Raw genomic sequence first — 15,092 nt, forward strand, 5'->3', positions numbered from 1 at the left:
TCACATAAGAAAACATGCCATTAAATCGTTAGCGCTTTCTGTTGCGTTAGCGCTTTCACATCAAGCGATAGCAGAAGATAAAGCGGATGCTAAAAAATGGTCAGTAAATGAACCACAAGGGGAGTTTACAACAGCTAAAATCAACGTAAAACAAGGTACTTGGATGAACGTTGATGTCAGCCCTGATGGCAAAACCATCGTTTTTGATTTATTAGGTGATATTTACACCATGCCAATATCGGGTGGCAAAGCAACGCCATTAATGACGGATATAGCGTGGCAAATGCAACCTACTTTTAGCCCCGATGGAAAACATATTGCATTTACGTCTGACCAAGATGGCGGTGATAACTTATGGGTGATGAAGGCTGATGGTTCAGACGCAACACCAGTGACAAAAGAAACTTTCCGTTTGTTAAACAGTCCTGCTTGGTCTCCTGATGGCGAGTATTTAGTTGGCCGCAAACATTATACTGGTAGTCGCTCATTGGGAGCGGGTGAAGTATGGCTTTACCACAAGTCTGGTGGTAGCGGTGTGATGTTAACGAAGCGTCCAAATGAGCAAAAAGATTTAGGTGAGCCAGCGTTTTCCCCTGATGGTAAATATGTCTATTTTTCACAGGACACCACCCCTGGACCTTATTTTGAGTACAGTAAAGATTCAGAGTCAGGTATTTACCGCATTAAGCGCTTTGAATTAGAAACTGGCAAAATTACCACTATTCTCTCTGGAAAAGGTGGTGCAATTCGCCCTGTACCATCACCAGATGGTAAATATTTGGCTTACGTTAGCCGTGATGACTTTCAATCAAACCTTTATTTATACGATCTAAAAAGTGGTGAAGAAAAGCTAGTTTTTGAAGGATTAGATCGTGATATGCAAGAAACTTGGGCGATTCATGGAGTTTATCCTGATATGGCTTGGCTACCTGATAACAAAACTATTGTGTTTTGGGCTGGTGGTCACATTAAGCGTGTTGATACAAAGTCTGGCAAGTCAGCGATTATTCCATTTGAGGTTGATACTGAAAAGAAAATTCAAAAAGCACTCAGGTTCCAACAAGATTTAGACCAAGACGTGTTTGATGTCAAAATGCTGCGTGACGTTGAAATATCTCCTGACGGAAGTCGCGCGGTATTTGAGTCAATGGGGCATTTGTATGTTCAAAAACTCGATAACGGTAAAGTCAAAGGTAAGGCTAAGCGTTTAACTAAACAAAGTGAACACCATGAGCTTAATCCAAGCTTTTCTCGCGATGGTAAAAAAATTGTTTATACCACGTGGGATGATAACAAGCAGGGCACTATTAAAGTTGTTTCGGCAAGTGGTGGTAAAGGGAAAACAATAAGCCAAGAGCCTGGTAAATATATAGAACCAAGCTTTTCACCTGACGGTAAAACTATTGTTTATCGTAAGGTTAGAGGTGGTTCTATCTTAGATAAAACATGGAATCTGGCGACGGGTATTTACCAAATGCCTAGCAAAGGTGGCACACCAAGCTTGATCACAGAGTGGGGTAGTGCACCACATTTTGGCGCACGTAATGACCGTATTTACTTCTCTCGAGGTGGCAAACAAACGCAATTGTTTAAGGTTGATTTAGATGGTCAGCATGAGCAAGCACTTTATCAAGGTAAATTTGCAACTGAATATCGAGTAGCTCCTGATGGAAAACACCTAGCTTTTGCAGAACGCTTTAAAGTGTTTGTTACCCCGTTCACCGAGCGTGGTAGTGTCATTGATACTGGTCCTAGCGCGAGAAACTTCCCTGTTAAGCAGCTGTCGGTGCGTGCAGGTGAAGGTATAAACTGGGGAGGTGATGCTCAGTCGCTGTACTGGACTCTAGGCCCTGAGTTATATCACGCATCTGTAACAAGCTTGTTTGATTTTAAAGTGTCTGATGACAAAGCTGAAAAAACAGAGCCAGTAGTTACTTCACTAAGCTACAAACAAAAAGTAGATAAGCCAGAAGGACAGGTCGCTTTTGTTGGTGGTACTGTGGTGACGATGGAAGGTGAACAAGTGATTGCCAATGGCGTGGTCTTGGTTTCTGGAAACAAAATTAGCGCAGTTGGCACTAGAGCAAATGTTGAGATTCCAAAGGGTGCGAAAATCATTGATATCACAGGTAAGTCTATTGTACCTGGTTTAATTGATGCACATGCTCACGGCTCACAAGGTAGTTCACAAATTACGCCAGAGCAAAACTGGAACAATTATGCTGGATTAGCCTTAGGTGTGACTACTATTCACGATCCGTCAAATGATACTAATAGCTTTTTTGCCGCCAGTGAAATGCAAAAAGCGGGCAAGATAGTAGCCCCTCGTTTGTTTTCTACTGGGCGTATTCTTTACGGCGCAACTTCAGTCGGTGCAACAGCTCATGTTGATAGTTTAGATGACGCTAAGTTTCACATCGAACGCTTGCAAAAAGCAGGAGCGTTTTCTGTTAAAAGTTACAACCAACCTCGTCGTAACCAACGTCAGCAGTTTATTCAGGCGGGAAGGGAAGCTGGCGTAATGGTTGTGCCTGAAGGTGGTTCATTGCTACAACATAACCTGACCATGTTAGTTGATGGCCACACAACACTAGAACACTCAATTTCTACAGCAAAAGTTTATGACGATATTAAGCAGTTGTGGTCTCAATCAGAAATGGCTTATACACCGACCATGGGCGTAGCTTATGGTGGTATTTCAGGTGAGCATTATTGGTACGATACAACTGACGTTTGGAAGCACCCTAGACTGAGCAAGTATGTACCGAGTGATATCTTAGATCCTCGTTCAATGCGTCGCACCAAAGCACCGCATCACCATTACAACCACTTTAACGTAGCCAAAGTGGCTAAAGAGATTAAAGACTTGGGAGTATTAGTTAATGCTGGTGGTCACGGACAACGTGAAGGTTTGGCTATGCATTGGGAAATGTGGATGATGGCACAAGGTGGCATGTCACCAGTAGAGGCTTTGTGGACAGCGACATACGCACCAGCTAAATCGTTAGGGTTAGATAAAGATCTGGGTTCAATTAAAGTAGGTAAACTAGCTGATATGATAGTTATTGATGGCGACATCACTAAAGATATCAGGCTATCCGATCGTGTGGATTATACGATGATCAACGGTCGTTTATATAATGCTGAAACCATGAACGAAGTTGGTAACTACGATAAAAAACGAGATAAGTTCTATTTCGAAAAGTAGGCGTCTGTTTCTAGCCAAATAATGTAAAAAGCACCCTCGGGTGCTTTTTTGTTAACTACCCTTTAAAAGCCAACACATTATAACGGCTAATGTAATGATAAAAGCTTGACCGAAAACAGCGGATTATCATGTACTCGATAGCCTAGCTGGGAGGGGTTGTTAATAGATCTCTGTTAGCTAGATGTAAATTGATCGTATTCTTTCCATGCTACGTATTTTCATAAAGGATAATAAATACTGCGCTAATTTTGGCAGTATATAGGTGGTGAAAAATAAAATTGAAACTAAAAAGGCAATTGATGTGTCTTATACGGTAGAAAATACATGTTTAGAAAATACATGTTTAGAAAATACATGTTTAGAAAATACATGTTTAGAAAATACATGTTTAGAAAATACATGTTTAGAAAATACATGTTTAGAAAATACATGTTTAGAAAATAAAAAAGCCTTACCGAAGTAAGGCCTGAAATGCTCGCTGTATGGTCTAGTTGTACTAGCTTCTTATTAGTTGTTTCTTTATTTTTATTATTGTTTTCCGTTAGCGCGGAACAATTTATAGCAAAGCGAATTTAAGCGTGCAACAACTTTATTAGAGCAATTATACCACGATGTTTTTCGTAAATGTGTCGAAATTCAAGATGTTAGCAAAGTGTAAACTACTATTTTGACATATACTGTCAAGCTGTTTTGGTGTAACCTGTTGTTTATTATGGCTATGTTGTATTTTGAATATAAGTTAACGCTATGTTTTATGTTTTCTTTTTTTGTTAACAAATCTTTAATAGTACTGAAAAAAAATTTTTAAATTTTTATTTGGTGTTTTGCTTTTTTAGATGAGTTTTAACGGTTGATTTTTAAATTAGCCATTTTCTATTTGTCATTTGGTGGGAAGAAAATGGCTAGATATTGATAGATGGGAAATTAGCTTTATCAACGATTGATTTTGAAATAATTCATCAACTTTTGCATAGTCTGGTTGTTTATTTCAACGTCATCAAACAGCTTTCTTAAATCTTGCGATAACTTATATTCATCTTCAGCCGCAGTTTGTACATTCAAAATATCTTGAGCGACTTGAGATAGGGTTACCGCTTGCTCCTCAGCAGCAGACGAAACGGTTGTTGCCATTTGTTCAAGTTCAATAGCATGATCTTTAAGTTTGAGCGATGTTTGCTCTGAGGCTAAGCTGACGGTAAGTAAATCTGCGGTAGCATTTGAATTCTCATTAATACCACTAACTACTGAATTACACACTTCCTGTAGATCAGACAATAAGTCGGAGATTTTATTAGATGCTTCTCGGCTACCTTGGGCAAGCGATCTCACTTCGTCTGCAACAACCGCAAAACCTCTGCCATGTTCTCCTGCTCGCGCAGCCTCAATCGCGGCATTTAATGCTAACAAGTTGGTTTGTTCTGCTAGTGAATTAATGGTGTCGAGAAATGTGCTAATTTGTGTTGTTCTTTGTTCCATCACATTGGCACTTTGTTGTACGTCTTTCATGTTGGTATCGAGCAATTCAGCTGCATTTTTGGTATTTAAGTTTTGCTGTAAAGACTCCTCAGCAGATTGATCGAGCGATTTACTTGCATCCATGGTCATGGTAGCTGAATTGGATATTTCATTACTGGTGGCTACTAACTCTTCTACGGCGGTAGAAATAGAGCTTGCCATCATTTGTGTTTTTTCTGAATCTTGTACAATTGAGGAAATGGAGTCGTCTAACAATCCGCTTAATTGACTCCCTGTTGATATTGATTTGTCTAATCCAATAACAAGCACTTTTATGGCGTTAATCGTTTTATCAATGGCTCGTGAAATCGTACCTAGCTCGTTTTCTGATTTAAGGTCAACTTCTATAGTTAAATCCCCCTCGTCTGCTATCGTGTCCAAATGTCGGGTTAACGATTTTAATTGGGTTTTTAATGAAGTGAGTAAGTACAGGTTCAGCAAAATAATAACAGCTACGAAAAACACAGTACTCAAAACCAAAATAATCATACTATTTTGGTGAGAATCTACTAATGTTTCACCCTGTTGCGTAATGGCTGACCATTGTTGATCTAACAGTGTTTTTACTGCGGCAATTTGTTCGGTTGCCAGTGGGAACCAGTTTTCTGGTGTGCCTAAGCTGGAAAAATTGGGAGAAGAGCTAGTGATACCTTGAACTATTTGAGCTATTTTTTTATCACGTGCGGTACTGGTTGCTACATTAAAAGCTTGTTGAGCTTCAGGTGATAATACTTTGGCAATGCTGGCGGTAATTAACTCTTGGTCTAATAAATACGACTGAATTTGCATTTTACCCGTATTATCAATTGATTGTTTTGCTAAAGCGCCGTTTACTTTTCCTCGAACTTGGCCTGCACGCTCTTTAAACCTTGCAAAGAGCAAGGCTGCTTTTAAACTTTTAGAGAGTTCTAGACTATTAATATCTAACATAAACGTATTAATTGTTTCTAAAACTGTACTGTTCACTTTGCTATAATAATTAAAACTGTTACTTCCATTTAACGCGTTCACTTGATTTCGAATTTGTCTTTTCTGATTTAACAATTCAAGCAAAACGGATAACCTCACTTGAACATTAAGATTTTCCGGCCATTGTTGACCTGCAATTTGATTTAAGTTTTTAACCGCTAAATCTGCCTTTTCTCGCTGAGCATCTACTTTTTGTTTTTTATCGTTACTTGGCGCACCCAGGTAGCCAGCAGTTAATCCACGCTCTACTGCGTGGTGATGAGCGACTTTTTCTAAGGCATCTAGCAGGGTGACAAGTTGAGCGTCGTCTTTAGCCTGACTGACAAGGTTGTATGAATGTGTAATATCTCGTGCTATTAAGCAGACAACTAAAATAGAAAATAATACCGCGGATAAAATTGACAGCTGAATGATCGAAAATCGACGTAGCATCGACATCTCCCTTCCTTAGGTTGGTTTTTGGAGCTTTATTGCTAAATCTAGGACAAATTGGCCAAAACGCAAACTAAGGTAGTGGCTGGTAAATTTTGACGTATTTGTCAGCTAATAATTGACATAGAACATAGATCCGCTGCTCGCTTCTTGCTAAAATGCGCGCACTTTTTTTGTTGGAAAATGAATTGATGACTGAATTAAAGAATGACACTTATTTACGTGCATTGTTACGTCAACCAGTAGACTACACACCAGTGTGGATGATGAGACAAGCAGGTCGTTATTTACCTGAATATAAAGAAACACGTAAAGATGCTGGCGATTTTATGTCCTTGTGTCGTAATACTGAGTTAGCAACAGAAGTGACTATTCAACCACTACGTCGTTTTCCACTAGATGCCGCTATTTTGTTTAGCGATATCTTGACGATTCCTGATGCAATGGGATTAGGCTTGTATTTTGAAACAGGTGAAGGGCCGAAGTTTGAGCGCCCAATCACTTGTAAAGCCGATGTAGATAAGATTGGCCACCCAGATCCTGAAAGTGAATTACAGTATGTAATGAATGCTGTTCGTTCCATTCGCAAAGCCTTAGATGGTCAGGTGCCGTTAATTGGTTTTTCTGGAAGCCCATGGACACTAGCCACTTATATGGTTGAAGGTGGTAGTTCAAAAGCCTTTACCAAAATTAAAAAAATGATGTATGCCGAGCCGCAAACACTACATTTATTACTAGATAAATTAGCGGACTCTGTGATCAGTTACCTCAATGCGCAAATTGCTGCAGGCGCACAATCTGTTATGGTATTTGATACATGGGGTGGTGTACTTTCACCTCGTGATTATAAAGATTTCTCATTGCAATACATGGCAAAAATTGTAGATGGCCTTACGCGTGAAAATGAAGGTCGCAAAGTGCCTGTCACCTTGTTCACTAAAAATGGTGGCATGTGGTTAGAATCTATTGCTGCAACTGGTTGTGATGCTGTAGGCCTAGATTGGACCATCAATATTGAAGATGCAAAAGCACGTGTCGGTGATAAAGTTGCTTTGCAAGGTAATATGGATCCGTCAATGCTTTACGCCCCTAAAGAGCGTATTGAACAGGAAGTGGCAACAATATTAAAAGGTTTTGGTCAAAGTAATACTGGCCATGTATTTAACTTGGGTCACGGTATTCACCCTGATGTAAACCCAGAGCATGCCGGCTATTTTATTGATGCTGTGCATAGGTTAAGTAAGCCATATCATGGTTAAATGAAAAGGAGCTCCGGCTCCTTTTTGCATATTTAGGGTGCACAATTTACACTGTTCAATAATGCTTTAAAGGAGATAATCTTTGAGAACAATACTTGTTATTGCCTGTTTTGTATTACTAGGCTGTCAGCAACCAGCACAACAAGAAGGCAGTGCTGACCAAAAGCAAACTCAATCAAATGAGACTACTGCCACAGTGAAAAAAATAGAAAACGTGGAAAGAAATGTGCAGTGGCAAATAGCCCGTATTCAGTATTTTGACCATGAAGGTGGCTTTTTTGGTTTAGTCACTGAAGATAATAAAAGGTACTTACCACTAAATTTAGCCACAGAGTTTCAACAACATAATGCTAAAGTGCGCTTTACAGGGAAAACCAAACCCGATGTTATGACCATTAAACAATGGGGCACACCTTTTGAAATTGAAAAAATAGAAATCATTGAAAAAGGCGTGAGCCGAACTGAACTTACGCATTAAAATCAAGCGATAACATTGAAACTTAGCGGCATAGCTAATATGCCGCTATTAACAATCAGTTTAAAACAGTCTATTTAAGCCGTTTAACGCCGCCACACGATAAGCTTCTGCCATGGTGGGGTAGTTAAAGGTAGTATGTACAAAGTATTCAATGGTGTTTGCATCACCTTTTTGTTGCATGATGGCTTGACCAATGTGAACAATCTCCGCAGAGCGCTCGCCAAAACAATGAATACCTAAGATCTCTTTAGTCTCACAGTGGAAAAGAATTTTTAAGCTACCCACTGGGCTTGCACCAATTTGTGCTCTAGCTAAATGTTTAAACGATGCCCGCCCAACTTCGTATGGAATTTTAGCAGCTGTTAACTCTTGTTCAGTTTTACCAACGGAAGACATTTCTGGAATGGTATAAATACCCGTTGGAATATCTTCAATTAATTGCCTTTCCGTTGATATGTTTAGCATGTAATCTGCGGCAATTCGCCCTTGGTCGTAAGCTGCACTAGCAAGGCTTGGATAGCCGATAACGTCACCCACTGCTGAAATATTATTAATTTGTGTTTTATATGTTTTATCAACAGCAAGCGAACCACGAGAATCAGCATTTAAACCAATTTTATCAATTCCTAATTGGTCAGTGTTACCGGTACGGCCGTTGGCAAAAAGCAGACAGTCAGCTTTCATTCGCTTGCCCGATTTTAGCGTAAGGACCACACCGTCTTCACGACCTTCAATCGATTCATACTCCTCGCCATGACGGATTACAATACCACTATTCCAGAAGTGATAACTTAATGAATCAGTCATTTCTGCGTCCATAAATGACAACAAACGATCGCGAGTATTAATCAAGTCAACTTTACAGCCTAAACCTTTAAAAATTGAAGCGTATTCACAACCAATAACACCTGCACCATAAATGATGATGGATTTAGGTTCATGTTTTAGTGACAGAATAGTGTCAGAATCATAGATACGAGAATGATTAAAGTCGACGTCTGCAGGACGATAAGGGCGCGAACCCGTTGCGATCACCAGTTTTTCTGCGGTAACAACTTCTTTTGAGCCGTCAGGATAATCAATATTTAATGTATGTTGGTCGATAAACGAGGCGCAGCCATGGAAAACTTTTACATCGTTACGACTATAAAAGCCACCGCGTAATCTCACCTGGTCGCGAATAACTTTAGTGGTGTGTCGTAGAATATTTTCAAAAGTAAGAGTGGCTGCTTTTTCTGTTTTGTTAAACAGTGGGTTGTTATTGTATTCAACCAAACGACTGACCGAATGTCTCAGTGCTTTAGATGGGATAGTGCCCCAATGTGTACATCCACCACCTACTTGTGAATGTTTTTCAATCACCGCAACTCTTTTCCCAGCTTTGGTTAAATTCATTGCGGCACCTTCACCACCAGGGCCAGTACCGATGACTATAATGTCAAAATCGTAGGCAATTTTTTTAGTAGATTTTGCTTTAGCCAAAATCGATTTCCTCTAATTCCTGTTTACTGAAAATAGTAACAGGAATTAGAGAATAGTTAACCTAATTCTTAAACTAGGCGAACTTTGTTGTTAACAACTGCCAGTTTTTACGTTGCTCGGCTAAATTTGCTTTAAGTTCGAAAAATTGTTTCATCAACTCTGAATTTTCCACTTCACAAACAAGTTGTTGCTTTTTATTGAGCAGAATTTGTTTTTTCAGCGCATAAAACTCATTAATTTTAGCCAGTAAAACTTCGTATTCATGTTCTAGCTTTTTTAACATTTCTTCTGCTTGTGGATGAGACGTTAAACGTTGTTGCGTTGTTTTTAATGCCATTGCAAGTTTAGCTTTTTCTATTTTATCTTCTGGGCTTTTACGTAACTTGTCAGCCAAACCAACATATGAAAACAGTTTGATCATCCACTTTGTTGGATCAAATTGCCACCAACGAATGCCATTTCTATAGTCGTTTTCAAACAAATGATGAAAGTTATGATAGCCCTCACCAAAGGTAAATAAGGCTAAAACACCATTATCACGAGCTGTATTTTTGTCGGTGTAGGTTTGTTTACCCCAAATGTGAGCCAAGGAGTTAATAAAAAAGGTGGTGTGGTGGCTCAATACTAGGCGTAGAAAACCAATTAATAATAAGCTACTTAATACGTCGCCATACCAAAGACCAAAGACCAGAGGAATGCCAATATTTGTCAACAATACTAGCGTTAAGTAATGCTTATGCTGCCACATAACGATCGGGTCTCTTTTCAAATCGCGTACATTATCGTAATCGTTGTAACGATGAGCTTGATACTCCCTTAACATCCAACCAATGTGTGAATACCAAAATCCGCGTTTAGCCGAATATGGATCTACATCATTATTATCAACATGTTTGTGGTGAATACGATGATCAGATGACCAGTGTAATGCGCTATTTTGTAAGGCAAATGCGCCACCAATTGCATAAATAAATCTTACAATGGCATGTGCTTCATATGTTTTATGTGACCAAAGTCTGTGGTAACCCGCAGTAATTGACATACCACAGTAACAAAAACAAGCTATTGCCATAATGATTTCGGCTGCTTCAAATCCATGGGTAATGGCGCGATAAGGTACGGCGATGGCGGCAATTAAAAAGGTAACTAAAAAGACAGTTACATTCAGCCAAATGATTTTAGGTTTGCTCATGAAAATCGTTTATTAAATTTGAGTGTACAAGTGTACGCTATTTTAGTTTTGTTTTTAACACAGTCAAGCTAGTATTTGTGAAGATTTGATGATTATTTGATTTTTGCGATAAGTGAACAGGTGTTTCGGTTAAATAATTTCTAGTTTACCCAAGTGTTTGCAATTGAGTATCATATGGCTAGCTAAAATTATTAAATTACACAGTGACTTCCCCTATGAGCGGTATACGCGCACAGCAAAAAGAGAAAACTCGTCGACAACTTATTAACGCGGCGTTGAACCAATTAAGTGCAGAGCGCAGCTTTTCGAGTTTAAGTTTAAGGGAAGTTGCAAAAGAGGCTGGGCTTGCACCTACGTCTTTTTATCGCCACTTTTCTGATATGGATGAATTAGGCTTAACACTAGTTGACGAAGCTGGATTAACGTTACGTCAGTTGATGCGTCAAGCCAGGCAACGAATTGAAAAAGGTGGCTCAGTGATAAAAATATCTGTGCTGACCTTTATGGAGTTCATCGAAAATAACGGTAATATCTTTAGATTGTTGTTGCGAGAGCGTTCTGGTACGTCAGCAGCTTTTCGTGCGGCAGTTAACCGAGAAATTAGCTATTTTACGTTGGAGTTGTGTGACTACTTACAACAGGCAAACAAACTTGATGCTGAAGTGGCGTATTTACAAGCAAATGCCGCAGTAACCATAGTTTTTAGTGCCGGCTCTGACGCCTTAGATGCAGATAAAAAAGAGCGGGAACATTTGGCGTATCGCACTATTCACCAACTGAGGTTTATCGCACGCGGCGCGATGGAACTTGCTAACCGCGTGGAAAACTCAAAAGAGTAGCGTTACTTGCGTGTTAAAATCACGCCAGTTTCAATGTGATGTGTGTATGGGAACTGATCAAACAAAGCCATGTTAGTGATGTTATGAGTTTGTGTTAATGTTTTTAAGTTATCAGCTAATGTTTCTGGATTACACGAAATATAAATAATATGCTCAAAACGACTGACCAATGCCACGCTGTCTGGATCTAACCCTGCTCTAGGTGGGTCAACTAGCACAGTTTCGTAATCATAACTGGTGAGATCCAAATCATTTAAGCGACGGAATGCTTTTTCACCATTCATTGCTTGGCTAAATTCTTCGCTCGACATACGAATGATTTCAACATTAGTTAAATTGTTGTCGGCAATATTCTTTTGTGCAGACTTAACAGAAGTTTTAGAAATTTCTGTTCCTAGTACACGTTTAAAGTTGTCAGCTAGAGCGATACTAAAGTTACCGTTACCACAATAAAGCTCAACTAAATCACCACCTTTATTTTTGGTTGCATGCCTAGCCCAAGCTAGCATCTGCTCATTCACTTTAGCGTTGGGTTGAGTAAAGCCATTTTCAATTTGCTGATAGCGAAATTCTTTACCGTCTACAGTTAGCTTTTCGTTGACATAGTCTTGGTCAACGATAAGTTTTTGTTTACGAGCGCGACCAATAAAGTTTGTTGGGCATATAGCACTAAAGATTTGTTTTAGTTTTTGGCATTCAGCCAGCCATTGATCATCAAGTTGCTTATGATAGAGCAGGCTTATTACTGCTTCACCGCTGAGCGTTGTTAGAAAATCGACTTGGAATAGCTTTCTTCTGAGAGTTTCATTATTACGGATATTGTCAAGCAATGCTGCCATAAGCTTATTGATCAGCTCGCTGGCAACAGGGAAATGGTCAACACGAAATTTTTGCTTAGTCGCCTGATCAAACATGATGTAATACAAATCATCACCTTCGTGCCATACGCGGAATTCTGCACGTTGACGATAATGAAGAGGCTCAGACTTATATAAGTCGAAAGGCAAAGTAGAGAACTCACTAAATAGCTCAGTCATTTGTTGTTGTTGTTCTTCGAGTTGTTGATCGTAGCGAGCGGGGTCAATATGACTGAACATGATAAAACCTTAATGATTGTTCAAATTGTGACATAAAAGGCGGCAAATTTTAGCGTGTTACTGGGTATTGTCTAGTCTTTTAGTTTGACTGCCTACTAATAAAAGCCATCTATAATATGAATAAAGGTAGCTCAAGTTTTAATCAATTTGGTCGATAACACAAAAAATGTGCTATTTGGGGAACAATCATGGACAAAATTTCAAACAGCCACTTCTTTAACTACTTGAAGCAGCCGATCAATGTGCACAACAAACGATCGGGAGTTGCTCAAGGCCCTTCGCATAGTGTAAGACCAAACAATCCTAATGTTTCATTTAACGGCAATGGTGTTATTGCGGCGAAAATAGTTTTTCAATCAATTAGTCGTCAGTTTTATTCCGAGCAATCAGTGAACAAACCAGCTGAGCAAAGAACAGAGTCAACTAACGACTCTATGTTTGATGTTGATGCGGTTGTAAAAACTATTTTTGATTTTGTCAGTAATGGAATAGCCAAAGCAAAGGAAAGTGGTGCATCTGATGAAAAGTTGCAAGAAATGTTTGAACAAGCTCAAGAGGGGGTCAGCAGAGGGCTTGATGAGGCGTTAGCTGAGCTAGAAGATTTATCTATGTTAACAGATGACATCGAAAATGGTGTAGCTCAAACAAGAAGTCAATTTGGTGAAAACCTTGATCAGCTAAAACAGAGTTATTTCCCCGAAGAGTCTGCAACCAGCGAAATAACGCAGCGTTATATTAGTGCTGGTCAAACTTACGGTGAATCTAGCGCACTTGAATTGATAACTAAGGAAGGCGATAAAGTCAGTATTTCATTCAACCAACAACAAGGTGCAGGGTTTTCTTATGCTCAACAAAGTAATGAAAATAGCTTTAGCCAAAACTTATCTGTTGGGGCATACAGTAGTAAGTCATTTTCTTATACCGTTGAAGGGGATTTATCTGATGACGAAAAAGCGGCTATAGGTGAGCTAATGTCGCAAATTGCAGAGGTACAAGAGTCATTTTTTAGCAACAATATAGAAGAGGCATATCAACGAGTATCAGCGTTAAATGTTGATTTTAACCAAATATCAGCGGTTTCGTTAGAGCTTACCCAAACGCAGACAATCGCGACACAAAGTTATAAATCAATTGAAAACCTAGATTCAGGTAAAAGTAATTTGGCATCTATAAAAGATGATATAGACAAAATGACATCGTTTATGGATCAACTCAAAATGTTGCGTGAAGATGCACAAGAGAAGTTTAAAATAAACAATGGACAGTTAGTCAGCTTGATGAACGCGATGTTTAAAGAAGTATTTGAGCCAAACAATACCAGTGCAGAGGTATTTAATAGATTTGCTCAACAGCTATTACAAGAAGATAAAAATAGTAATAAAGCAGATATACAAGTTAGTCAGCCTGACAATATAAATGAAAAGACCGCTCAATAAAGCGGTCTTTTCATTATGTTAATTGTCTTCGTCGTTATTGTCCGGTCGCTCTTTGGCCTCTCTAACTTTAAGAGTGCGTTGTTGGAACTCCGTATCGTTTAACTTTTGAATCGCTGAGCTCGCATCTTCTGCAGATATCTCAACAAAGCCAAAGCCTCGACGTTTGCCTGTATGTTTATCCTTCATGAGTCGCACTGAATGCACTTTGCCATGTTCAGAAAATAATGCTCTTACAGCACCTTCATTAGCTCGGTAAGGAAGATTACCTACATATAGCGTTTTGATGTTTCCAGATCCTGCTTCTTTATCATTGCCCCCAACGAGAGAAACAGCTAAAGCAGAAACAAAAGCGATAATTGCTACAATGGCAGGTTGAATAGGCTCTAAAGATGTCGCTACAGCAAATGCGATCCCTGCGCATATGAATGCTACAACTATTTGCATTGATTTAGGAGAAGTCATAAATATTTACCTAATTATTATTTTTTATTTATAGATACAATTTAAATTGCAATTACATGTTACCGAGCTTTCAGCTTTGTGCAACTATAAGTGTGAATAATGTACATAACTAACAGTAGTAAGGAATAACTAAACTGTAAATGCCAGAAAATAAGCGTAATTCGTGGCAAATTTTATCGATTAGTACAATTACTGTCCGAACAAACGTTTTTTTCAAAAAAACACTTGCACCTTTTTCAGAGATCTCTACAATGCGCATCCACTTCCCAAGGGCAACCTGAGAAGCAGTTAAGATACTTATTTTTACTGGCTTACAGCAAAAATAAGCAACACAAAAATTTAATCAAAAAGTTAAATAAAAAGTGTTGACATCAAAACTGAGATGCGTAAAATGCGCATCCGCTCTCAACGGTAGAGCACAACGGTTCAGTAACGAATGCGCTTGCTGATTCGTGTCGAATAAAACGTTCATCCGTGAACGATTCGACATAGGTACTTCCTAGTACCCATCTTTAACAATTAGTTATCATGCAATTTGTGTGGGCACTCACAGTGATGATGTTTTACCAGTAGCTTAGGCTACAAAAACTAACTCGGTGAGGTTCATGCAAAAACTACTTTTATAAGTTTTATTTGTACAGAATTCATTGAGTCGCACTTAGGTGCACAAACGATTTTAATTGAAGAGTTTGATCATGGCTCAGATTGAACGCTGGCGGCAGG

11 protein-coding genes are annotated in these 15,092 nt (G+C 39.0%); 6 read left to right on the top strand and 5 right to left on the bottom strand.

All coding sequences use genetic code 11. From position 1 onward, the window contains the following. Positions 1-4 precede the first annotated feature (4 nt). Complete coding sequence (locus IE199_RS19825) at positions 5-3,208, top strand: amidohydrolase family protein (RefSeq protein ID WP_373304829.1); 3,204 nt, start codon at positions 5-7, stop codon at positions 3,206-3,208. A 265-nt stretch (positions 3,209-3,473) separates the two neighbouring features. Next, a complete protein-coding gene (locus IE199_RS19830) occupies positions 3,474-3,671 on the top strand; it encodes a pentapeptide repeat-containing protein (protein WP_189774197.1) in 198 nt (65 codons plus the stop codon). Between the two features lie 470 nt (positions 3,672-4,141). Here IE199_RS19830 and IE199_RS19835 read toward each other — a convergent pair whose 3' ends face one another. Further along, positions 4,142-6,130 (bottom strand): methyl-accepting chemotaxis protein, encoded by a 1,989-nt coding sequence (locus tag IE199_RS19835; RefSeq protein ID WP_189774199.1) that lies wholly within the window; start codon positions 6,128-6,130, stop codon positions 4,142-4,144. A 185-nt stretch (positions 6,131-6,315) separates the two neighbouring features. Here IE199_RS19835 and hemE point away from each other — a divergent pair, with 185 nt between their 5' ends. Then, positions 6,316-7,383, top strand: a complete 1,068-nt coding sequence (hemE, locus tag IE199_RS19840) for a uroporphyrinogen decarboxylase (RefSeq protein ID WP_189774201.1) — start codon at positions 6,316-6,318, stop codon at positions 7,381-7,383. An 82-nt stretch (positions 7,384-7,465) separates the two neighbouring features. Next, positions 7,466-7,861, top strand: a complete 396-nt coding sequence (locus tag IE199_RS19845) for a hypothetical protein (RefSeq protein ID WP_189774203.1) — start codon at positions 7,466-7,468, stop codon at positions 7,859-7,861. A gap of 60 nt (positions 7,862-7,921) precedes the next feature. Here IE199_RS19845 and sthA read toward each other — a convergent pair whose 3' ends face one another. Both sthA and IE199_RS19855 read right to left on the bottom strand, forming a co-directional pair. Then, a complete protein-coding gene (gene sthA / locus IE199_RS19850) occupies positions 7,922-9,343 on the bottom strand; it encodes a Si-specific NAD(P)(+) transhydrogenase (RefSeq protein ID WP_189774205.1) in 1,422 nt (473 codons plus the stop codon). Positions 9,344-9,416: 73 nt separating this feature from the next. Further along, positions 9,417-10,535: a fatty acid desaturase gene (locus IE199_RS19855; protein WP_189774207.1), complete on the bottom strand. Its 1,119-nt coding sequence runs from the start codon at positions 10,533-10,535 to the stop codon at positions 9,417-9,419. 215 nt (positions 10,536-10,750) lie between these two features. On the opposite strand from IE199_RS19855, the gene fabR reads away from it, so the two are divergent. Beyond that, on the top strand, positions 10,751-11,374 hold the full coding sequence (gene fabR, locus IE199_RS19860; RefSeq protein WP_189774209.1) for an HTH-type transcriptional repressor FabR: 624 nt from the start codon (positions 10,751-10,753) through the stop codon (positions 11,372-11,374). Between the two features lie 2 nt (positions 11,375-11,376). Here the strand turns inward: fabR and trmA are convergent, their stop codons facing one another. Then, complete coding sequence (trmA, locus tag IE199_RS19865) at positions 11,377-12,471, bottom strand: tRNA (uridine(54)-C5)-methyltransferase TrmA (protein WP_189774211.1); 1,095 nt, start codon at positions 12,469-12,471, stop codon at positions 11,377-11,379. 188 nt (positions 12,472-12,659) lie between these two features. On the opposite strand from trmA, the gene IE199_RS19870 reads away from it, so the two are divergent. After that, on the top strand, positions 12,660-13,907 hold the full coding sequence (locus IE199_RS19870) for a DUF5610 domain-containing protein (protein ID WP_189774213.1): 1,248 nt from the start codon (positions 12,660-12,662) through the stop codon (positions 13,905-13,907). A gap of 18 nt (positions 13,908-13,925) precedes the next feature. Here IE199_RS19870 and IE199_RS19875 read toward each other — a convergent pair whose 3' ends face one another. Beyond that, entirely contained in the window at positions 13,926-14,369 is a 444-nt protein-coding gene (locus tag IE199_RS19875; protein ID WP_189774215.1) for an RNA recognition motif domain-containing protein, read from the bottom strand. Between the last annotated feature and the right edge of the window lie 723 nt (positions 14,370-15,092).

This window comes from Thalassotalea marina, from assembly GCF_014656435.1.
GTDB classification, from domain to species: Bacteria; Pseudomonadota; Gammaproteobacteria; order Enterobacterales; family Alteromonadaceae; genus Thalassotalea_C; species Thalassotalea_C marina.

What these genes read in the sequence shown, in the direction of transcription:
- IE199_RS19835 (WP_189774199.1), bottom strand. Translation starts at nt 6,130, where the DNA reads ATGTCGATGCTACGTCGATTTTCGATCATTCAGCTGTCAATTTTATCC.
- hemE (WP_189774201.1), top strand. Translation starts at nt 6,316, where the DNA reads ATGACTGAATTAAAGAATGACACTTATTTACGTGCATTGTTACGTCAA.
- IE199_RS19855 (WP_189774207.1), bottom strand. Translation starts at nt 10,535, where the DNA reads ATGAGCAAACCTAAAATCATTTGGCTGAATGTAACTGTCTTTTTAGTT.
- fabR (WP_189774209.1), top strand. Translation starts at nt 10,751, where the DNA reads ATGAGCGGTATACGCGCACAGCAAAAAGAGAAAACTCGTCGACAACTT.
- trmA (WP_189774211.1), bottom strand. Translation starts at nt 12,471, where the DNA reads ATGTTCAGTCATATTGACCCCGCTCGCTACGATCAACAACTCGAAGAA.
- IE199_RS19870 (WP_189774213.1), top strand. Translation starts at nt 12,660, where the DNA reads ATGGACAAAATTTCAAACAGCCACTTCTTTAACTACTTGAAGCAGCCG.
- IE199_RS19875 (WP_189774215.1), bottom strand. Translation starts at nt 14,369, where the DNA reads ATGACTTCTCCTAAATCAATGCAAATAGTTGTAGCATTCATATGCGCA.